The organism is Hydrogenophaga palleronii, from assembly GCF_031457455.1.
Classification (GTDB): domain Bacteria; phylum Pseudomonadota; class Gammaproteobacteria; order Burkholderiales; family Burkholderiaceae_C; genus Hydrogenophaga; species Hydrogenophaga palleronii_A.
This window is the reverse complement of the sequence record NZ_JAVDWU010000014.1, coordinates 84,892-105,614: the sequence shown is the minus strand read 5'-3', so window position 1 is coordinate 105,614 and position 20,723 is coordinate 84,892. Positions and strand designations below refer to the sequence as shown.

The window sequence follows — 20,723 nt, the reverse complement described above, 5'->3', positions numbered from 1 at the left end:
GCATCGCCTTTGCCGTTTGGCGCACCGGCAAACCGTTTGATCCGCAACGCATACCCCAGTCGCTTGACAACAAACCATAGAACCTTTGCCGGGCCGCCAGTGCCGCCCCCCTTCCAAGGGGGGTCGCGCGCAGCGCGGCAGGGGGTTGGTCGTTAACTTGCGTACACCTGGTCCAGTGACGCAAACCCCTTGACCTCGATCGGGTTGCCAAAAGGGTCGCAGAAGAACATCGTCCACTGCTCCCCCGGCTCCCCCTCGAAGCGCACCTGCGGTGGCAGCACGAATTCGGTTCCGGCTGCCTTCAGCCGTTCGGCCAATGCCTTCCATTCCGGCAACAGCAGCACCAGGCCAAAGTGCGGCATGGGCACCAGGTGCTCGCCCACATGGCCGGTGCGCGAGGTCTTCAGCGGCTCACCGATGTGCAATGAGATCTGGTGGCTGAAAAAATTGAAATCCACCCAGGTGTCGGTGCTGCGACCCTCCTGGCAGCCCAGCACACCACCGTAGAAGCGGCGTGCCTCATCGAGGTTGGTGACGTTGAAGGCAAAGTGGAACAGGCTGCGCGTGCGAATGGGGGCATCGGTATTCATGGTGCCGAGCATACCCACCAACAGGCCTTGGGTCAGCCCCTCGGGGGCTGCGGCCCGCGCAACTGCGGAGCGTGGGGCAAGAGCTCTACTCCAGTTTCGCCTGGCATTCCACGCAGCGCTCGGCGGTGGGCTGTGCATGCAGGCGCGCGGTGGGAATGGACACGCCGCACTGGAGGCACAGGCCGTAGGTGCCGTCGGCCACGCGCTTGAGCGCGTTGTCGATGGCCAGCAGTTCGGCCGCCTCACGCTCTTCCAGGGCCACGCTCAGGTCGAATTCTTCCTCGGCCTTGGCCCAGTCGTCGCTGGCCATGTCGCGCGCGTCGACAGCGGCCTCGACCCGACTTCGCGCACCGCCGCGCTGGGCGCGAATCCGGTCCAGCAGGTCGCGTCTCATCTGTGTCAGCTGGGCGCCAAAAGTGTCGGAAATGGGGGTGCTCATGTCGTCTCCTGTGAGGCCTTCCATGTTGACGGTCCCGCGGGACCGTGCCCTTGACTCAGGTCAAGCACAATTCAATCGAGATTCGAAATCCACAGGAGACAAGCATGACACCGATCGACTACAGCCGCTACCAGACACTCGCCATCACCCGGCGCGGCCCCAGTGTGGACGGCACCCCCAGCGTGCTCGACATCCAGATGCGGGCCGATGGCCCCGGCGGCAACGGCAAGCTACCCACCGCTGGCCACGAAGGCCACTGGGAGCTCAGCGAAATCTGGCGCGACGTGGGGCGCGACGACAGCGTGCGCTGCGCGGTGCTGCGCGGCAGCGGCATGGGTTTTTCAGGCGGCGGCGATCTGGCGCTGGTGCAGGACATGGCCACCGACTTCGAGGTGCGCACCCGGGTGTGGAAGGAAGCCCGCGATCTGGTCTACAACGTGATCAACTGCGACAAGCCCATCGTGAGCGCCATGCACGGCCCGGCCGTGGGGGCCGGGCTGGTGGCGGGCCTGCTGGCCGACATTTCCATCGCCGCCAAAAGCGCCAAGATCGTGGACGGCCACACCCGCCTGGGCGTGGCGGCAGGGGACCACGCGGCCATCGTCTGGCCGCTGCTGTGCGGGCTGGCCAAGGCCAAGTACTACCTCATGCTGTGCGACCCCATCAGCGGCGAAGAGGCCGAGCGCATCGGCCTGGTCTCGCTGGCGGTGGACGATGACGCGCTGCTCGACAAGGCTTATGAGGTGGCCGACCGGCTCGCCAGCGGCAGCCAGACCGCCATCCGCTGGACCAAGTACTCGCTCAACAACTGGCTGCGCCAGGCAGGGCCGGCGTTCGACACATCGCTGGCGCTGGAATTCATGGGTTTTGCCGGTCCCGATGTGCGCGAAGGTGTGGCATCCTTGCGGGAACGCCGTGCGCCCCGCTATGGCGTGGACGGCTGAACAACATCAGGAGACGCCCATGAGCGACGCCAGCGGATTCGGCAAATTCGTGCCCGGTTTCGAATTCCTTCAGAACCTGGCCGGTCAGGCCGCGGGTGGGGTGGCGCAGGGGCTTGAAAAGAGCATTCCGCAATTGCCCAACCTGGGCAATTGGGTGGCGCCCACCTTCAATGTGGAAGACCTGGAAAAACGCATCGACGAGCTCAAGGCCGTTCATTTCTGGCTTGACCAGAACGCCAAGGCCCTGGGCGCCACCATCCAGGCGCTCGAAGTCCAGAAGATGACGCTGGCGACCCTCAAGACCATGAACTTCAGCCTGGGTGACGTGGCCAACGCGCTCAAGATCAAGGCCGCCGACACCATGGCCAACTTCACGGGAACACCGCCCGCGCCCGCGCCAGGCCCCACGCAGTTTGCGGGCCTTGAGGTGCCCGCGCGCACCTACGGCATGCCCGCGCCTCCCCCTGAACCTGACGACGAAGAAGAGGACGACGAAGAGGTCGAAGCAGAGGCGCCACATCCACCTGCGGCACGCCAGCCGGCCAAGCGCCCACCGGTGCGCAAGGAGGCCGCAGCCAGCACGCCAGCCGGTGGCACCATCGACCCCGTGCAATGGTGGGGTGCCTTGTCGCAACAGTTCCAGACCATCGCCGCCAACGCCATGAAGGACGTGGCCAAACAGACCACACTCGACACCACCCGCAAGGTTGCCAGTGGCCTCACCGAACAAGCGGTCAAGACCACCACCGGCATGGCGGGCAAGGCCACCCGGGCGGTCACCTCGCGCGTCGCCCGCAACGTGGGAGCGGCGGCCGGCATGGGCAAGGCCGCGGTTCGTGCGGTCTCCGGTGGGCGCAAGCCACCGACCAGCAAGGCGCCTGCGCCTGCCCAGGCTCGAAAGCCGGCGGTCACCCAGCCCATGGCCGCAGGCGACTGGCCACTGCCCACGGCATTTTTCCCGGGCTTTCAACCCGCTCCCGCTCCTTCCCCCAGTGCCAAGCCGCCGGCCAGAAAACCGGCCACCAAAGCGGTTGCCAAAAAAGTGACGGCCAAACCCACGGCGAAGAAGACAGCGGCAAAAAAAGCACCAGGCAAGAAAGCCGCCGGAACCTCCCGCCGCCGCTGAAATCGTAGCCACCTCCCTGATTGCTTTTCCCCGAGCCGCAGGATCTGTTTTTTCAAATGAAGCTCTTTCCCTACGCTCACGCCACCCACCCGCAATGGCGCATGGCCGCCGCGCTGGTGCTGGCCCAGTTGCGGGCGCAGATGGCCTTGCCCCACCATGCCGAGGCGCCCTCGCTCGCCTTGCTCTACATCACCGACCACTACGCGGCCCACGCGCAGGACATCCTGGCGCACCTAAGCGCCGAACTGCCTGAGGTGACCGACTGGGCCGGCACCGTGGGCGTCGGCGTGGCGGCCAACAACGTCGAGTATTTTGATGAACCGGCCATGGTCGTGATGCTGTGCGACCTCAGCCCCGACCAGTACCGCGTGTTCAGTGGCGTGGCGCCGCTGGTGGCCACCGGGGCCGATGCGACGGGCTTCATTCCTCACACCGCGCTGGTGCACGCCGAAGGTCGCACGCCCGACCTGGCCGAACTGATCGCCGAGGTGGCCGACCGCACCGCTTCGGGCTATGTGTTCGGTGGTCTCACCGGCAGTCGCGGGGCCAGCGCGCAGTTCGCCCTCAGCAGCACCGGCACAATGGGCGGGCAGGGCGCGGCCAGTGGCGTGTTTCATGGTGGGCTCAGTGGCGTGGCCTTCGGCACCGACGTTGGCCTGGTGTCCCGGGTGACGCAGGGCGCCCAGCCGGTGGACGAGGAACGAACCATCACGGCGGTCGATGGCAACCTGGTGCTGCGCCTGGACGACCAGCCCGCACTCGACGTGCTGCTCGATCGGTTCCAGCTGTCCCTTGACGATCTGGAGGGCACCGTGGCCCGTTTGCGCACCACACTGGTGGGTCTGAGCGATCCGCTGGATGTGCCTCCGCACCGTTCGCCTGAGCCGGTCGCCTTGCGTGTGAGCGGGCAGTTCGGTGCCGACGTTCGGGTGCGACACATCATCGGCCTCGACACCGCACGCCGGGGCATTGCGATCGCGGAGAACACCACGGCCGGCACCCGCATGGCTTTTTGCGAGCGCAATGTGCAGGCCGCGCGCGCCGATCTCACCCGCGTGTGCGCCGAGGTGCGGGAAGAGCTGGAACCCGAAGAGCGCAGCCTCTCGCTGGCCACGTCGCTGGCTGCCAGCGATACCGAGGCCTCACCGCATCCGGCCCGCCGCATCGCTGGCGCGATCTACGTCAGCTGTTCAGGGCGTGGGGGGCCGCACTTCGGCAGCCCGAGCGCCGAACTGCAGATCGTTCGAAGAGCCTTGGGCGATGTGCCGCTGGTGGGCTTCTTTGCTGCAGGGGAAGTGGCGCATCACCGCGTCTACGGCTACACCGGGGTGCTCACCGTGTTCACCATGCCCGCCTGAGCCACGCGACCCAGCCCGATGCCGCTGCGTCGCGCACGCCGCAGCAGGAAAACCACGATGCCCACGTTGAGCAGGTTGAAGCCGATGCCGTTGATGAAGGCGGCCTGGTAGCTGCCGGTCAGGTCAAAAATCGCGCCCGACATCCAGCCGCCCAGCGCCATGCCGAACATCGTGGCCATCAGCACCGTGCCCACACGCGCGCCGGCCTGCAGCGGTGAAAAGTGTTCGCGCACGATCAGCGCATAGCTGGGCACGATGCCGCCCTGGAACAGGCCGAATAGGCCCGAAATCAGGTACAGCGGCACCAGGCCGTCAAAGGGCAAAAACATCAGCAGCGCCACCGTCTGCAGCACCGAACCCAGCAACAGGGTGCGCAAACCGCCGATGTGATCCGAGATCCAGCCTGAGATCAGGCGGCTGGCGATGCCCATGCCCAGCATGATCGACAGCATCTCCGCACCGCGCGCCGCACCAAAACCCAGGTCGGTGCAATAGGCCACGATGTGCACCTGCGGCATCGACATGGCCACACAGCAGGAAACACCCGCCACGCACAGGAGCAGCTGCAGTGTGCCCGGTGACAACCCCAGCGGACGCTCGGTGGAAGCAGCAAGCGGCTTCACGAGTGGTGCTGTGGTGACCGGTTCGGCACCGGGCATGGCCGGCGGGCGCCGGCGCAGCACCAGGGCCAGCGGCAGCATCAGCGCCAGGCAGAACACACCAATGCCGATGTAGGTCTGGCGCCAGCCCACGCTGTCGATGAAGTGTTGAATCACGGGCGGCCAGAGCGCACCGGCCAGGTAGTTGCCGCTCATGCAGATGGCCAGTGCGATGCCACGGCGGCGTGTGAACCAGCGCGAGGTGTCAGCCACCAGTGGCGCGAACGTGGCCGAGGTGCCCAGCAGACCGATGAGCAGGCCTTGTGCAACGCTGAACTGCCACAGGCTGGCAGAAGACCCGGCCGCAATGAAGCCCAGTCCCAGGCCAATCGCGCCGCCCATCACTGGCACCATCACGCCAAACCGGTCGGACAGGCGCCCCATGAGGACGCCGCCCAGACCGAACCCGATCATCGTCAGCGTGTAGGGCAACGAGGCATCACCCCGCGCCACGCCAAATTCGGCCTGGATGGGTGGCAACACCACCGTCACGCCGTACATGCCCACACCGCCCAGCGTCATCAACGCCAGCGACACCACCAGCCGCCACCAGGCGTAGGCAGACTCGGCGTCGGGCGCGTCGCGGGTCATGTGCGTGGTTGTTGGCGGGCCTGTGCACGCTCCAGGGTGCGGCGCGCCTCGTGCACGGGCATGCCGTACATGTCGGCAAAGGCTTCCACTGTCTGACCGCTGGCTTCGAAGGCACGCAGCAAGGCTTCATCGCGGGCCGCTCGCAGCGCGGCCTCGGCCAGTGCGTCCTGGGTGAGCTGGTTCACCTCATCGTCGCGGCCCTGTACGCGCTCGGCATATTCTTCGCGGCTGAGGCCGGAAGCTTCGAAGGCCTGCAGAATGCGCTGGCGCAGTTTGGGCCGCAGGTCTTCCCGACCCCGGCTGGCCCGGCGACGGAACACCTCGATCAGCGCGTGGTGCACCTGCTCCGGCGTGAGATCTTCCACCGGTTCGCCGGCCAGGTTGTGACGCTGCTGACCAGAGGCCACCACGGTCAGGTAGCGCGTGGAACGCGTGTGCAGTGCCAGGGCGGCCTTCAAGCCATCCTTGTCAATCGCCTCCGGGTGGGCTTCCAGCAGGTCTTGGAAGATGCCTCGCTTGAGGGGTTTCAAGACCTCACCAAACAGGGCAGGGTAGAGCGTGGCCAGTTGATCCAGCACCGGATGCTGACGCGAAGGCGCCGGGCCGGCAGGGCGCTCACCTGCCGGCCGCTGAGGCCGGCGACCGCGATTCCCTCGCGGGCCGCGTGCAGCACCGGCCGATGGTGCAGCGCTGGCTTTATCAGGTGCCGGAGCGGCGTTGTCGGGCGTGTCGTTGGCGGTGGCGTTCATGTAGACGTGCAGAGCAAGAAATAAGGAGTGCCCGTTTCCAGGCAAGCCCGACATCATGCCAGCCCAGACGCCGGAGCGGATGCTGCTACCACGCCGCCGGAGGAAACTGGCGCGAACGAATGAGGGGGAGCCCTTCCAGTGGCACCGCGGAACCGGCTTCGCCGGGCCGCCAGTGCCGCCCCCCTTGGGGGGTGACGCGAAGCGGCGCGGGGGGGTCATCTCCTCAGCGGCGCAAACGCCTCAAACTCCCAGTTGCGCATCGCCAACACCAGCGTGTACCCCTCGCGGTCCTTGCCAGCGAGTTTCTGGTCGGTCTGGTGTTGCTGGGCAAAGTCCTGTGCCACCCGCTGCATGCGCTCCAGGAACAGCGGCGCCAGCGTGCGGCTGACCGAGCCGTGCACCATCAGCAGCCCTTCGCCTGGGCCCTCGAACCCGCCGCTGAAATAGTCCAGAACGGCATGGTCCCGGAAGTAATTCATCACCGGGCCGTGCGGCCGCCAGCGGAAGGTCTTGGCCAGCTTGAGGCGGTAGCGGTTCAGGGGACGCAGTTCAATGATGCCGATGCGGTCGAGCTGCGCCAGGTACTTGATGCCCTCGGCATCGGTGAAGCGGTAGTGGGCCGTGATCTGCTCCAGCGTCCACTGGCTCAGCACACACAAGGCCACCAGCAGCAGCTTCTTGTCGGCCACCACGGCCCGTTCCTGCTCCTGCGTCATTTCGCGCAACAAGGGCTGGGCGTCGGCCACGCGTTTGGCCAGTTCGGCGAAGTCCAGCCGCAACGCCCGGCAGATCTCATCCACCCTTGAAAGCGACATATCGCCCTTGGCCAGCATGCGCTTGACGCTGGACTCCGCCATGCCCAGGGCCTGGGCCAGATCAGCGTAGGTCATCTGGGCCGATTTCAGCTCCTTCTTCAGGGCGGTGACGAGGTCTTGGGTGGTGCTCATGGTGAAGGCGGGTGTTGCGGTATCAAAAAACGATACCAGTGGTGATGGGTGGGTCGACTGTATCGGATTTGGCCCCTTTTTCGTTGAGGTCGGCCAGACACTGCGTTCGTTCCTGCCTGTGACACCTCACTTGCCCTCTGGAGAACCCGTCCATGACCTCTCAAGCCAGGCCCGTTCACGCCAACCTCGCTGTCCGCCGACGCATGCCCAAGTCACCCGTCGAGCAACGCCTGTGCCGTTTCGGCCTTGTCCTGCTCGCGCTGTGGCTGCTGGCCGCCGTGCTCGGCCCGGTCTTGCTCACACTTCCGTCCCATGGGCTTGAGGCCCTGCATCCGCATGGGCATCCTTTCGTGGACGCGCGCATGTTCTGGGGCATCCCCAACTTCATGGATGTATTGAGCAATGCGCCGCTGTTTCTGGCGGGCGCCCTGGGCGTTGGGGTGCTGCAGTTGCAGCGGGGCACGAAGCCCTTGCCGGCCGTGCAACTGGCCATGACGGTGTTCTTTGTGGGGTTGATGCTCACCGGCCTGGGCTCGGCCTGGTACCACTGGGCGCCTGATGCCCAAGGCCTGGTGCTGGACCGCCTGGGCATGGCCGTGACCTTTGCGGGGGCCCTGGCGCTGGCGGTGTCTGAGCGGGTGAGTGTGGCTGCCGCCAGCGTGACCTTGCGGATGTCGCTGATGGTGGCACTGCTGTCGGCGGTGATGCCGCTCAGCCACGACAACGTGTGGCCCTGGGCGGTGGTGCAGTTCGGCGGCATGGCGCTCATGGGTTGGCTGTCGATGCAGAAGCCGGTGGCCGGCGCGATGGGTGTGCGCATCGGTGTGTTGCTCGCGCTGTACGCGGTGGCCAAAATGTTCGAGCTGGGCGACGCAGCGGTCTTCCTCGCCACCGGCGAGCTTGTCTCGGGACACACGCTCAAGCACCTGGTGGCCGCTCTTGCCGTTTTTCCCGTCGTCATGGCCGTGCGGCAGAATGCGCGAGCGGTGGTGGGTGCACCTGCCCCTGCCAGGGCCAGCGTTCACAGCCATTGATCACAACCACAAGAGGAGGCATTCATGAGTTCCAATGCAACGGCGTCCGCCGCCAGCGCGTCCTCTGACGCAGGCCGTTCATCCAGCGCCACTCATCCTGCCGAGTCCGGCGGACAGTTCGCCCTGCTGCGCGAGCGCCGCTTTGCGCCGTTCTTCTGGACCCAGTTCCTGGGTGCGGCCAACGACAACCTCTTCAAGTTCGCCTTCACGGTGCTGGTGACCTACCAGTTGCAGGTGAGCTGGCTGCCGCCCGCGCTGGCCGGCCTGGTGATTGGTGCGCTTTTCATCCTGCCTTTCCTGCTGTTTTCAGCCACCAGCGGCCAACTGGCCGACAAGCTGGACCGCCGCTGGCTGTTCATCTGGCTCAAGCGCATTGAGATGGGCATCATGGCCATCGCTGCCTGGGGCTTCTTTGTGCAGAACATCCCGGTGCTGCTGGCCTGCATTTTCCTCATGGGGTTGCAGTCCACCGTGTTCGGCCCTGTGAAGTTCGCTTACCTGCCGCAGCACCTGAGCGAGCGCGAGCTCACCGGTGGCAACGGCGTGGTCGAGATGGGCACCTTCGTGGCCATCCTGCTGGGCAACGTGGCGGGCGGCCTCATCATCGCCGTGCCTGAAATTGGCGCGCACCATGTGGGCTTCACCTGCGTGGCACTGGCCGTGCTGGGCCGTGTGGCCTCGCACCACATCCCCGCCTCACCGGCCATGGACCCTGGGCTGGTCATCAACTGGAACCCGGTCACCGAGACCTGGCGCAACCTGCGCCTGGCCTACCAGACCCCGGTGGTGTTCCGTTCGGTGCTGGGCATCAGCTGGATGTGGTTCTTTGGTGCCGTGTTCCTGAGCCTGTTCCCGGCCTTTGCCAAAGACGTGCTGAACGGTGACGAGCAGGTGGCCTCGCTGCTGCTGGTGGTGTTCTCCATCGGCATTGCCATCGGTTCGTTGCTGTGCGAGGTGCTGTCGCGCCGGCATGTGGAGATTGGCCTGGTGCCGCTGGGCGCCATCGGCATGAGCATTTTTTCCATTGACCTGTACTTCGCCACGCGCGGCCTGCCGCCCGCCAGCGGCCTGGGCTTGCAGGCCTTTATGGCCCAGCCTGCGCACTGGCGCGTGCTGCTGGACCTGGCCTTGCTCAGCCTGTTTGCCGGCCTGTACAGCGTGCCCATGTACGCACTCATCCAGATGCGCAGCCAGCCCACGCACCGCGCGCGCATCATCGCGGCCAACAACATCCTCAACGCCTTGTTCATGATCGCCAGCGCGGTCATCGTGGGTGGCTTGCTGGCCGCTGGCGTGAGCATTCCGCAGCTGTTCGGGCTCATCGGCCTGGCCAATGCGGTGGTGGCGTTCTACATCTTTATGCTGGTGCCTGAGTACCTGCTGCGCTTCGTGGCCTGGGTGGCGTCGCGCTGCGTCTACCGCTTCAAGGTCAGGGGCGACGAGCACATTCCGTCTGAAGGCGCCGCGTTGCTGGTGTGCAACCACGTGAGCTTTGTCGACGCGGTGTTGCTCATGGCCGCCAGCCCACGCCCCATTCGCTTCCTCATGGATCACCGCATCTTCCGCATGCCGCTGGTGGGGGGGCTGTTCCGCCTGGCCAAGGCCATTCCCATTGCACCGCAGAAGGACGACCCCGAAGCCTACGAAGCCGCTTTCGAAGCCGCCGCCGCCGTGCTGCGCAGGGGCGAGCTGCTGGGCATTTTCCCGGAAGGGGGCATCACCCGCGACGGCACGCTGCAGCCGTTCAAGGGCGGCGTGATGAAGCTGCTGGAGCGCGCCGAAGCCGACGGCGTGGCCGTGACCGTGGTGCCCATGGCGCTCACCAACCTGTGGGGCTCATTCTTCAGCCGCGTGGAAGTGGTCAACGGCGACCGCGTGGCCATGGTGCGGCCATTCCGCCGGGGCTTTTTCAGCCGGGTGGGATTGAATGTGGGTGAGCCGTTGCGGGCGGTGGGCGTGTCGCCTGAGGCTTTGCGCGAGCGGGTGGCGAAGCTGCACGGGCAATGACCCGTCGGTGCTGAAGAAGGTGAGGCACTGCGCCGGACCAGCGTTCTTTCGGCCTTGCACATCGTAGGGCTCCGAACGGCCTTTTGCACACCTGTCCTGTCGCGGTCGCAATCTCCAGATGGAGCATATAGAACATAAATTTGTGTTTTTTTGACATCGGCATAACATATGTGTCATGTCAAAGCGATCCGAAGCCATTGATGCCATGCCTTCCGCCGTGCTCGTGCAGCTGCGCGAACTCGGCGAAAACCTGAGCATTGCCCGCAAGCGCCGGCGTGAACCGCGCAAGGCCTGGGCACAGCGCATTGGCGTCTCCGAACCCACGCTCGCGCGCATGGAAAAGGGCGACCCCAGTGTCTCCATGGGGGTGTACGCCACCGCCCTGTGGCTGATGGGCCGGGCACAGGCGCTGGCCGCTCTGGCTGCGCCCGAGCACGACCAGGGCGCGCTCGAAGAAGCCGTGCGCGCCGCCCAGGGCCGCGCCGTGCGCAGCAAGCGACCCTCGGTCTACAAGATTCCGAAAGCAGGTGAACCATGAGCGGTTTCAAACTTGCCCAATACACACCCAGCGACACCCTCTGGCTCTGGTGGTTGGGCCAGCCGGACGCACCACGCCTGGTGGGCGAGCTGCGCATGGCACGCCAGAGCAAAGGCGTGTCGTTGCGCTATGCGCCGGAGTGGCTGCGCGCAGGCTTTGCGCTCAGCGAAGACCTGCCCCTGATTGACAGCGAGTTTCTACCCACAGAAAAAGAAACCGCCGCTGGCGCCGTGGACGACGCGCGGCCAGATCGCTGGGGCGAGCGCGTCATCCGCATGCTCGACAAACCGCCGCGCCTCGCCGTGCTCGACTTCCTGTTCTACGCCGGCGACCAGCGCTTCGGCGCACTCGGTGTGTCGGTCTCGCCCAGCGAATACCTTGCGCGCGACACTGGCCCGCTGCCTCAGCTGGTTGATGCACCAGCCATGCAGCGCCTGGTGCAGCAGATCGTGGCCGGTGAGCCGGTTGAAGAAAGCCTGCGCCGTCTCATCGCCCCCGGCGTCACACTCGGTGGTGCACGCCCCAAGGCCCTGCTCAACATCGACGGCCACCCCTGGGTCATCAAGTTCAACGAACCCGGCGAGTCCATCGACTGGCCGCTGGTCGAACACGCCACCATGACGCTCGCTGCCCAGGCCGGCATTCGCGTCGCCCGCACCCGGCCCGTGCCACTGCAGCAGGGCCACGCCATCGCCATCCAGCGCTTCGACCGCGAAGCCGCCGGCCTGCGCCGCCACGCCCTGTCTGCCAATGTGGCGCTCAAGGCTGCAGGCGAAGCGCTGGGCTACCCCGAACTGGCGCAACTGCTGCGCCGCCGCGGCGTGGCAGCCAGCGGCCTGCACCGCGAGCAGATGAAAGAGCTGTTCCGGCGCATGGTGTTCAACATCCTGATTGACAACACCGACGACCACGAAAAAAACCACGCCCTGCTCATGACCGAGAGCGGCGAATACGCGCTTTCACCTGCTTTCGACGTGCTGCCCTCTGGCCAGGCGCTGGGCTACCAGCAGATGCGCGTGGGCGCGCAGGCGGCGGACGCCACACTGGACAACGCCTTGAGCGAGTGTGCGCAGTTCGGCTTGAAGCGGGCCGAAGCGCAGGAGCAGGTGAGGGCGGTGTGCGCGGTGGTGGACGGGTGGCGGGCGCACTTCGAGCGGGCAGGGGTCAGCCCAGGGGATATCCAGTCGCTGGCGCAACAGATTGATCGAGCGTTCTTGCTGGATCAGCGCCAGGCCGCATCCGTGCGCCGTGGTGTTGCGGGCGGGGCAGATTGACTGGGGGCTTTGCGAAATGAGCGTGTGGGTGACCCCGCCAGTCTGAAGCGCTGGTTTATATTGGTTCCAGCCGGTCCATGGAGGCACCTGCCAGTTATCACGAAGGCCGGAGGAGCCTCAGCATGCACGAAATCATCTGCCCACACTGCGGCAAAGCATTCAAGATCGACGAAGCCGGCTACGCAGACATCCTCAAGCAGGTGCGCGACAGCGAATTCGATCAGCAACTGCACGACCGGCTTGAACTGGCCGAGCAAGACAAGCGCAATGCCGTCGAGCTGGCCACCACCCGGGTCGCTGGCGAGTTGCAGAAGGCTGCCGCCGCCAAGGATTCAGAAATTCAGGAACTGAAAGCCAGGCTCGATGCTGAGGAGGTCGCTCGCAAGCTCGCCGTGGCCGAAGCGCTGGGCAAGGTGGAGAAAGAGCGCGACGCGCTTGCCAACGAACTGGAACAGGCCAGGCGCGACAAACAAGCCGCATCCGATCTGGCCGAAGCAAGACTGGTCAACGGGCTGCAGCAGGCAGCGGCCACGAAGGACGCGGAGATTCAGGATCTGAAAGCCAGGCTGGACGCCATTGCGGTGGCGCAGAAGCTGGCGATCACCGAGGCCGTGGGCTCGGTTGAGAAAGAGCGCGACGAACTCAAGAGCAGCCTCGCACGTGCGGAGCTTGAGAAACAGCTGGCCGAGAAATCGCTGAAGGACAAATACGAAACCCAGATCAAGGACCGTGACGACGCCATCGAGCGCCTGCGCGACATGAAGGCCCGTCTGTCAACCAAGATGGTGGGCGAAACCCTGGAACAGCACTGCGAGACCGAGTTCAACCGCATTCGGGCCACGGCATTTCCACGGGCTTACTTTGAAAAAGACAACGACGCTCGTACGGGCAGCAAGGGCGACTACATCTTCCGCGACGCGGACGAAGCCGGCACAGAAATCGTCTCCATCATGTTCGAGATGAAGAACGAAAACGACCGCACGGCCACCAAGAATAGAAACGAAGACTTCCTGAGAGAACTCGACAAAGACCGCAACGAGAAGGGTTGCGAATACGCGGTGCTGGTCTCGCTCCTGGAGCCCGAAAGCGAGCTCTACAACACCGGCATCGTCGACGTGTTCCACCGCTTTCCGAAGATGTACGTGGTGCGGCCGCAGTTCTTCATTCCCATCATCACGCTGCTGCGCAACGCAGCGATGAACTCGCTGAAGTACAAGTCAGAGCTGGCGCTGGTGAAGTCGCAGAACATCGACATCACCAACTTCGAGAACGGCCTGGAAGAGTTCAAGAGTGCCTTCGCGAAAAACTACGACCTCGCTTCACGACGGTTTCAAACCGCCATCGACGAAATCGACAAATCGATCGATCACCTGCAAAAAACCAAGGATGCGCTGATGGGAACCGACCGGAACCTTCGGCTTGCCAACGACAAGGCGCAGGACGTGACCATCAAGAAGCTGACGCGCGGGAACCCGACGATGGCGGCCAAGTTTGCTGAGTTGAAGGAGCAAAAGCCGGGGGATGGGGGGTAGGCGGGGTATTGGTCGTGAGCGGATTTGGGATTGGTGATTTCGGTGGCAGGTTAAGGCTGTTTGCCGCCTGTAAGGTTTTGCAGCCCAGTGACGGCCGTCGCCGTATCCGGCCATTCGTCGTCCTGCAACATGACCGACTGCTGTACCTTCAGCAGCTGCCACTCGAAAGTTGGGCCGCGCGGAGTTCCCAACGACAACCCGCCAAGGCGACCGGCTCTTCGCGGCCCCTCAGCTGAGATTCGATCTGCAAAATGACCCTACCCAATGTCATCCTTTAGGGGGCTGCTTATGACACTGCGTCAGTCGGGGCGCAATCCCGTGGCGCCACGAGTAGCATCGAAAGAGGACTCCGGAACCCGGGCATCGTTTCCATTTTTCTCATTGCGTCCGCAATGGAACTCGAGTGCGGGATCTGTCTCACGTGAACGGAGGCCGGCCCATATGCGCAGCTGCCTGCACGAGGACAACACAACGCTCCTTCGCGCGTGTCACCGCGTTGTAGAGCAAGCGCCTCTTTTGATCATCGTTCCCTCCGACTGCGGCTGGCCAAAGAACAATGACATTGTCGAACTCCCGGTTCTTGGCTCCATGAACTGTCATTCCCTTCCATCCAAGCACTTCGCTTCTTCGAGAATGACGGCGCTGAGAGAAGGACTGCTCGATCGACTTCACGACCTCATCCTTTGAGAACTCCAACTTCGCCCGGGTCCGACGTTGAATCTCCAGCCATTCGGCCACATCCCTGGCAGTCCTAGCGTCACCAGCAGCCGCGAGGACGGCAACAATGGAAGGACCATCGGTCTGGTCCGCAAGTTTGATCGTGGCGAGGTACTCGGTTGCGGCTTTAGCCTCTGACTGTTCCCATGCGATGTCGTACGGGCCTGCACCCCTCTTGGTCCTATTGGCAGCAGCCCAGGTCAACGCACCTTTGGCGAACGCTCCAAGGGTCGGGGTGATGATCGCGACGCTCTTGCCTCCGCCGTACCAGCTCAAATTGGAGTTGACCCATGCACCAGCCAATGGCGCAGTGGAAGTCTGCGCAACGACGAAGAACTTCTCTGACTTAGGCGCTTTACCGGCGCGAATTGCTCTAGCTGCATTGAGCAGCTCATCAACGTCGGTCCGACGGGGCTGAACAAGCTCTTCAGGGGCGCATACCTGAGAAAGCCAAGCGCATGCGGGGTTAGGTCGAAGCTCCTCGCTCAGGCATTGAAACTCGTCGGCAGCAACGAAGACCTCCAACCTGTTGGCCAAGCCTGCCACCATGCGGAGGCGATTTGCGGTCATGTCTTGGGCCTCGTCAACGATAAGGATCGGAAACGTCGCAGCCACCCAGCTTTGGACCTCCTTGACCTGTGCGAGTGCACTGGCAGCTTCACATACGCGCTCGTACTCACTCGGTTGGATGTTCACAAAGCCTAGAGCGGAGGCGAGCGAACGCCAACGCCGGAACAGACGCCATGCGAAGCTGTCGATGGTCGTGCATTCCGTCTTGCCCTTCTGGTTCTGAAGCATCCCAAGACGCTCTTCCAGGCGCCGACGAGATCCATGCATGAATGTGAGAGCCAGGACTTTCTGACCCTCTTGGAGAGGTGTCGCCTCCAAATACGCAGACAGCGATTCCATGAGCATGTAGGTCTTGCCGCAACCAGCACCGCCGGTGAAAGCACGGACCGTCACGGCTGAAACACCCACACTCCATGCGCTCCGCGAACAAAGCGCTGCGTAGCTTCGTCGCCGGCACATGCGCAAGCCAGACCGCTCAGGAGATCTGCGGCCCGCTCCCTGCATGCTGACGTCGTAGATATGGCTTCCGCAAGAACTTCATATGCGATGATGTCCACCTTCTTGATCTTCAAGTACGCCACGACATCGGCGCTCGAGGTAGGAGGCTGCGGGGATATCTCCGCAAGCTTGGCCACCACTGCAGCTTCGTCCGCATTGAGGATCCACCCGACGGCATCCTCAATCATTGCGCCATCGTTCCAACGGATGATCGAACTGGGCGGTTCGGCGTCCTGCCGCAGTTGATCTACATACTCCAGCCCGGCGGCGTCACCGTCGACGAGACAGCACACACGCTTGTGGAGGCGCCTCATCAGCTTGTGGGTCTCGATGACATTTGCGTCTTCCGTGGGAACCACGCCAACTTCGATGCCGAAGGGGCGACGCATTGTTTCGATCCATCCTTCGGTCATCATCAACGGCCGGAGGATGCAACGTATCAGTTGGAAATCGGCACGGCCTTCTGGAACGAGGAGTGTCGGCTGCATCAGCGCACTCAGCACGTCAATCCGGCTGTGCTGGAAGAACTTGCGCTTCCAGTTTGGGGCCGCCGCAGTAAGTGGGCTTGCAAGGAATGGCTCGGCTGAAAGAACGCCATCTTGTTTTTTCAAGATCAGCACAGAGGTCGGGTCTGCCATGCTGGCAACAAGGGGCGAATGGGTCGTGACGAAAGTCTGAGTGGAGAGAGCTTGAACTCGCTGAACCAACCGCTGCTGCGCAGACGGCGGTAGATGCACTTCCGGCTCCTCCAAGGCCATCAGGAATTCACCACCACTTGCAGCACGGGCACGACCGAGTTCGAGCAGCAGTAGTAGGCCCTGCATGGACACTAGCCCGCTCCCCTGTCTACCAGCAGGAATACTGAAGCCATCTGTTCCTGCAAAGTGGGCTGAAACCGCCTCCATGACAGATCGGCTGTCAGTGCTGGTGAGCCTCAACTGGACTCTAGGTGCATTTGGGAACGAGAGTGCAAGCTCCTTGTTCAGATTCTGGATCAGCGGTTGAATACCAGGGTCAGCATCGATTGGCTGAGCAGGTGTGCGCAGACGGTCTCGCTCAGCGATCAATGCGCCTGCAGGCTGAGCCGCAGCCGCCAATACGGTGCGCTTGAAAAGCTCGTTTCCCCACGAAAAGACTTTGTCCCACGTTCGGCTCGCACGCACGAGATAGAAGCTCAGTTCTTGTATGAGCTTGCCTGGAACGGGGGCCGGAGCCTCGTCAGCGAAAGGATCGATGGGCTCATCGTGATCGTGGAAGTAGCGTATGGTTTCCACGGCCAAGCTGTCTTGGTCGAAGCGCGCTTGAACGCCGAGCTGACAGCACAGCTTCCAGGCGGGGTTGTTGCGCGCAGGATGAACCTGGCCTGTCGCCTCATCAAGCCATTTGACGACTGCCCTCTCATCGCGGAACCATTGGCTGCTTTGCTCAGGGTCGTCGCCGGGAAAATCGGTGACCGTGGCCACGACCTTGACCCGGTCCGCCGCCTGAGGGTTGGAGCCGAAGAAGTCATGCTCGGTCAGTTCGCGAACTAGGCGATCTCTGCCAAGCACGAGAGTCAGAGCTTCGATCAGGGTAGTCTTGCCGGTGTTGTTGTCTCCGACAAGAACTGGGTGTCTGCCGAACTGAACGAAGCCACTTCTTACGCCCCGAAAGTTCTCGATTCTCAAGTTGGCTATTCGCATTCTTCCCTCCTCATTTATGGGTTCGGACCACGGGCTCCGGCCTCCAAGTGCCCTGACCTGCAGGGCGAGTTCCAGCGTCTCCTCCTGACACAAGCAATGCGCCAAGTGCAGATCTAGCGCGACATTTCTGTCTTGGCTCTTCGACTCCGATTCAACGGTCCAGCGACGATGGCCTCCGTCACGCGCAGGCAGGGGATGAGGGCGAGCATGGGCATAGGCTATTCTCGCCGCCGCAAATGCGGACGAAGTCGGACCTGCCCGCAGTTTTAATCGTGTCGACCAATGTGTACTCGAGTTTTTTATTTTTAGGCCAAGTGTGCCGCGAGCCCGAGTCACTGCCGAATGATGGTTGCGGCGCCAGAAAGCCGCCGTCGACCAATGGCGGGTACTGGCCAACCCCGGGTCAACGAGTAGATCGCCGAAAGCTGACCTTGGCCGGGAAGGCGGCCGACTCAGAGGTCAGCTTCCAGGCGCGGACTCGAACTCACACTGCCGGTCAGAACCGGACGCTTGCTTGATGCTGCCGAGCGACAGCTCAAGCTGATGGCTGTTCGCATCGGAAGACTCCCCGCTTATAGTGGACCAGCCTCGACTGAACACATTGTGCGCAAGAAAGTGGACAACGGCATGTACCTGGAAAAAACGTCTTTTGATGCTGTCATAACGGACAAGAACGGTTTGAAGATAGAAGTCGACTGCCGGGTAACGGAGCCTGCTGCCGGTGGCCTCCCAGCGGAAATCTCAATCGAGATACCACTGAGCAGCGAGAAAAGGAAGGTTCTAGAGAACCCGTGCTCGCTTCGTGGTTCCGATGGTGGCTTGGAAATCGAAATCAAGGAGCTTTGGTATCACTCAATTCCTGCCGGTATCACGCGGAGGAAGCATGCAAGGGGCACGTTCAACATCAACTATGCAGGACAGCTTTGGGTAAGACGGACGCATTGGAAGAGCGAGCGACGGATACTTAGATTCCTCCTCTCGCCCGTTCGCTTCCTCAAGGAGCATAGTAAAGCCGAGATGGTGAACTATTCGTCGACGCCAAACATGACGGTGGAGCTATTCAAGCTGCAGACTGCAGAGCTTGGCGAGATTCGGTTCATCAAGTTCTGGTCGGTCCATCGCGTTGATACCAAAGGAGTCGCAGCAGAGATTCGTGCCAGCTTTGCTGCAGAAATTCGGTATGACGAGGCAGCCTCAATCGACCAGTTGGTCAGCAAGATGAGGGAGGTCTTGACACCTTTGTCGATACTTATGAGGCAGGCCATCACGCTTCACGGCTGGATTTGGGAGAAGGGGGACGGCATTCAAACGATGTGGTTCAACCCGCTTGATCCGAACCATGCACCAGACATGGCGGAACAGCCGGTGACGGACGTGTGCTTCCCCCAGGAGTTTGGGGCACACGCACAAGCTGTTGTCGAGAAATTTCTTCAGGCATCGCCGAACACAAAAGAGGCCACCACCCTGCTGTCGGTCGCTTTGGCACCGCACGTCAAACGGTCGACGGCTGAAAACTTCTCAGCGTTGTTCGGAGCCCTAGAAGAGATCGTTGCCCTGGAAAGATTGACGAATGAGGAGCGTAGAAAGCTTCGTGAAACCGACGCGGACTTGATTGCAGCCCTGCTGGAAAAGAAGTACCAAATTGAAGCAACCGAACATCCAAGCGCTAGCGTGGTAGCAGCGCGCCTTGAGGGGTATGCCAAGTCTGTGGAAAGCAGTGGGCCGAGTTTCAGTGTCCGATTCGAAAAGTTTAAGGCGGCGTACCCAGGACTCTCTGTCTATATGTCTGACCTTTGGCCTCTGCAGGGCTCGAACAAGCTGCCCGGACTGAAGCAAATTCGGGACTCGCTTGCCCACGGGCTGAGGCACGAATACAGCAACCAAGCGATTGCCGTGGCGCACTGGCACTTTGCACGCCTCGCAGAGCGTCTTGCTTTTCTAGTGCTTGGCGCCGACATGCCTCGGGGCATTCATCTCAACTCAACCTTGTTGGGCCGCGAGCCGTGGTATGAGCGCGCGGAGTGGCAAGCAGTGCAGGCCTCCGCCAAGTGGTCGAGCTAACAGAATGCAGCACGGCAAAGCAGCCATTCAAGGAGCTTTCACCCGCGCCTGCTTCGGGGCGAAACCGCCAGTCCAGGTGAAGGAGAAGCGGTAGGTCAAGCCGCGCCGCCATGTCACGATGGTCCTTTGACCGCAATACCCCGCACAGCCGCCACTCGTACCGTTGCAGGTCTCCAAACTGATCCCCCGCTTCGTGGCCATCAGCGTGAGCCCATCAGGCAGCGCCCACCGGCGGCTGTAGTTTAGGCTTGTGTGACACCTGCCCAGCCGCACACGCGGTCGAACACCCTCACTGCAGGAAGCAGCCACGGGTCGGTGATGCGGTCGAGGCTTGGAGACCGCTGACGGGGTGCGCTGCGAACTCACAGACTCGGCCAGTAGCGGTCTTCCGTTCATCTCCGCTTCGAGGGTTCGGGTAGCCAAGGTGATCCAGACCGCGCTGCGACATCCAGCGCAGGAAGGCCCTTTGGTGCCTACTCGAGCCTCGTGCCAACGTCTCCGACGACTATTCCGATGGGCTGGGCTGGGCTGGGCTGGGCTGCAGCCCGAATACAGCGCCGTCAAGCGTTTAGTCGCGGGAGCATTTACGCACGCTCAGGGCATCCTCGCTGACGGTGCAGTGCCATTCGAAATGCCAGTCTCAGCCCAATAGCAGGTGTAGAGCGGTACGTGACCATCGGGTGCCATCAAGCCATACTGTTCGCGCACAAAGCGTCTGCCGTCCACCGTTTGAAATCGTGTGAAGGCCTGGAAGGCGTGGGCTTCAGAGTCAATGTCCTCTCGAAGGGCCAAGATGGCCTTTCGCTGCGACGACTGGTATTCGTCGATGAGGTAGCCTCGGCCGATGGAAAGCAGCGTCATCGAACCGCCAACAACGGCACCCGCTGTCACGGTAAAGCCGCCTATGACAACGAGGCCCACTCCAGCCAACGGGCCGATGCCGGCCTTTGCTGCCTCGTCGAGGATTGCTCTGGTGGTTCCACTCGGGATTCTGTCGTCGACCTGCAGCACGCCCCAATCTAGATGCTTGTGAAAGTATTTGATTTGGTCCGCGCGCAAAGGGGTTGTCGCGTGGTGACGCTCGCCTTTGAAATTGGCCGAGGCGAAATTTCGCGACACCGTCCACACTGAGCGGTCGAGCCGCGCGTCGGGAAACATCGGCTTCAGCCATGCTGAGAATCCAAGAAACTCAATGCAGCGCAGCTGCGTCTTTTGGTAACCCGGACGATTGAAGAGGACATCCCAATCCGTCGCCAACATGTTCTTGCGCTCGTCATCAGAGACATCAAATAGCGCGTCCACGTTTTTTGTGGTGGGCTTCCATGGGGGGTTCTGGCAAAACGCCGAGACAGGCATCGTCAACGTGATGGCGCACTGGGCTGCCACCAAAGCCAGCCGGCGAAACAT

17 protein-coding genes are annotated in these 20,723 nt (G+C 62.8%); 9 read left to right on the top strand and 8 right to left on the bottom strand.

What is annotated here, in order from left to right:
* Nucleotides 1-152 precede the first annotated feature (152 nt).
* Together J2W49_RS23935 and J2W49_RS23930 are read right to left on the bottom strand one after the other, a co-directional pair.
* The gene (locus J2W49_RS23935) at nucleotides 153-590 is read right to left on the bottom strand and encodes a VOC family protein (RefSeq protein WP_310321957.1); all 438 of its coding nucleotides are present in this window, start codon (nucleotides 588-590) and stop codon (nucleotides 153-155) included.
* A gap of 85 nt (nucleotides 591-675) precedes the next feature.
* Complete coding sequence (locus J2W49_RS23930) at nucleotides 676-1,029, bottom strand: TraR/DksA family transcriptional regulator (RefSeq protein WP_310321956.1); 354 nt, start codon at nucleotides 1,027-1,029, stop codon at nucleotides 676-678.
* Between the two features lie 113 nt (nucleotides 1,030-1,142).
* On the opposite strand from J2W49_RS23930, the gene J2W49_RS23925 reads away from it, so the two are divergent.
* The 3 genes from J2W49_RS23925 to J2W49_RS23915 are packed head-to-tail and all read left to right on the top strand — an operon-like array spanning nucleotide 1,143 to nucleotide 4,457.
* Nucleotides 1,143-1,973: an enoyl-CoA hydratase/isomerase family protein gene (locus J2W49_RS23925; RefSeq protein ID WP_310321959.1), complete on the top strand. Its 831-nt coding sequence runs from the start codon at nucleotides 1,143-1,145 to the stop codon at nucleotides 1,971-1,973.
* A gap of 19 nt (nucleotides 1,974-1,992) precedes the next feature.
* Nucleotides 1,993-3,099 carry a PhaM family polyhydroxyalkanoate granule multifunctional regulatory protein gene (locus J2W49_RS23920; RefSeq protein ID WP_310321955.1) on the top strand — a complete coding sequence of 369 codons (1,107 nt, stop codon included), beginning with the start codon at nucleotides 1,993-1,995 and terminating at the stop codon, nucleotides 3,097-3,099.
* A 56-nt stretch (nucleotides 3,100-3,155) separates the two neighbouring features.
* Nucleotides 3,156-4,457, top strand: a complete 1,302-nt coding sequence (locus tag J2W49_RS23915) for an FIST signal transduction protein (protein WP_310321954.1) — start codon at nucleotides 3,156-3,158, stop codon at nucleotides 4,455-4,457.
* Here J2W49_RS23915 and J2W49_RS23910 read toward each other — a convergent pair.
* From J2W49_RS23910 to J2W49_RS23900, 3 genes are all read right to left on the bottom strand, one after another.
* Nucleotides 4,418-5,707 (bottom strand): MFS transporter, encoded by a 1,290-nt coding sequence (locus J2W49_RS23910; RefSeq protein WP_310321953.1) that lies wholly within the window; start codon nucleotides 5,705-5,707, stop codon nucleotides 4,418-4,420. The genes J2W49_RS23915 and J2W49_RS23910 overlap by 40 nt on opposite strands.
* On the bottom strand, nucleotides 5,704-6,456 hold the full coding sequence (locus J2W49_RS23905) for a ProQ/FinO family protein (protein ID WP_310321951.1): 753 nt from the start codon (nucleotides 6,454-6,456) through the stop codon (nucleotides 5,704-5,706). The genes J2W49_RS23910 and J2W49_RS23905 overlap by 4 nt, the downstream gene beginning before the upstream one ends.
* 215 nt (nucleotides 6,457-6,671) lie before the next feature.
* Nucleotides 6,672-7,403, bottom strand: a complete 732-nt coding sequence (locus J2W49_RS23900; protein WP_310321950.1) for a helix-turn-helix domain-containing protein — start codon at nucleotides 7,401-7,403, stop codon at nucleotides 6,672-6,674.
* Nucleotides 7,404-7,555: 152 nt separating this feature from the next.
* On the opposite strand from J2W49_RS23900, the gene J2W49_RS23895 reads away from it, so the two are divergent.
* The 5 genes from J2W49_RS23895 (at nucleotide 7,556) to J2W49_RS23875 (ending at nucleotide 13,788) form a co-directional block, all read left to right on the top strand.
* Complete coding sequence (locus tag J2W49_RS23895; RefSeq protein WP_310321949.1) at nucleotides 7,556-8,437, top strand: hypothetical protein; 882 nt, start codon at nucleotides 7,556-7,558, stop codon at nucleotides 8,435-8,437.
* Between the two features lie 24 nt (nucleotides 8,438-8,461).
* Nucleotides 8,462-10,444: an MFS transporter gene (locus J2W49_RS23890; RefSeq protein WP_310321948.1), complete on the top strand. Its 1,983-nt coding sequence runs from the start codon at nucleotides 8,462-8,464 to the stop codon at nucleotides 10,442-10,444.
* A 175-nt stretch (nucleotides 10,445-10,619) separates the two neighbouring features.
* Nucleotides 10,620-10,982 (top strand): XRE family transcriptional regulator, encoded by a 363-nt coding sequence (locus J2W49_RS23885; RefSeq protein WP_310321947.1) that lies wholly within the window; start codon nucleotides 10,620-10,622, stop codon nucleotides 10,980-10,982.
* The gene (locus tag J2W49_RS23880) at nucleotides 10,979-12,256 is read left to right on the top strand and encodes a type II toxin-antitoxin system HipA family toxin (protein WP_310321946.1); all 1,278 of its coding nucleotides are present in this window, start codon (nucleotides 10,979-10,981) and stop codon (nucleotides 12,254-12,256) included. The genes J2W49_RS23885 and J2W49_RS23880 overlap by 4 nt, the downstream gene beginning before the upstream one ends.
* Before the next feature lie 122 nt (nucleotides 12,257-12,378).
* Nucleotides 12,379-13,788: a DUF2130 domain-containing protein gene (locus J2W49_RS23875; protein WP_310321945.1), complete on the top strand. Its 1,410-nt coding sequence runs from the start codon at nucleotides 12,379-12,381 to the stop codon at nucleotides 13,786-13,788.
* Nucleotides 13,789-14,205: 417 nt separating this feature from the next.
* Here J2W49_RS23875 and J2W49_RS23870 read toward each other — a convergent pair whose 3' ends face one another.
* Both J2W49_RS23870 and J2W49_RS23865 read right to left on the bottom strand, forming a co-directional pair.
* On the bottom strand, nucleotides 14,206-15,468 hold the full coding sequence (locus J2W49_RS23870; RefSeq protein WP_310321943.1) for an ATP-binding domain-containing protein: 1,263 nt from the start codon (nucleotides 15,466-15,468) through the stop codon (nucleotides 14,206-14,208).
* Nucleotides 15,465-17,255: an ATP-dependent nuclease gene (locus J2W49_RS23865; protein WP_310321942.1), complete on the bottom strand. Its 1,791-nt coding sequence runs from the start codon at nucleotides 17,253-17,255 to the stop codon at nucleotides 15,465-15,467. Before J2W49_RS23865 ends, J2W49_RS23870 begins: the two co-directional genes overlap by 4 nt.
* 510 nt (nucleotides 17,256-17,765) lie before the next feature.
* On the opposite strand from J2W49_RS23865, the gene J2W49_RS23860 reads away from it, so the two are divergent.
* A complete protein-coding gene (locus J2W49_RS23860) occupies nucleotides 17,766-19,316 on the top strand; it encodes a hypothetical protein (protein ID WP_310321941.1) in 1,551 nt (516 codons plus the stop codon).
* Nucleotides 19,317-19,910: 594 nt separating this feature from the next.
* Here the strand turns inward: J2W49_RS23860 and J2W49_RS23855 are convergent.
* Nucleotides 19,911-20,723, bottom strand: coding sequence for a hypothetical protein (locus J2W49_RS23855; protein WP_310321940.1), 813 nt, complete (start codon nucleotides 20,721-20,723; stop codon nucleotides 19,911-19,913).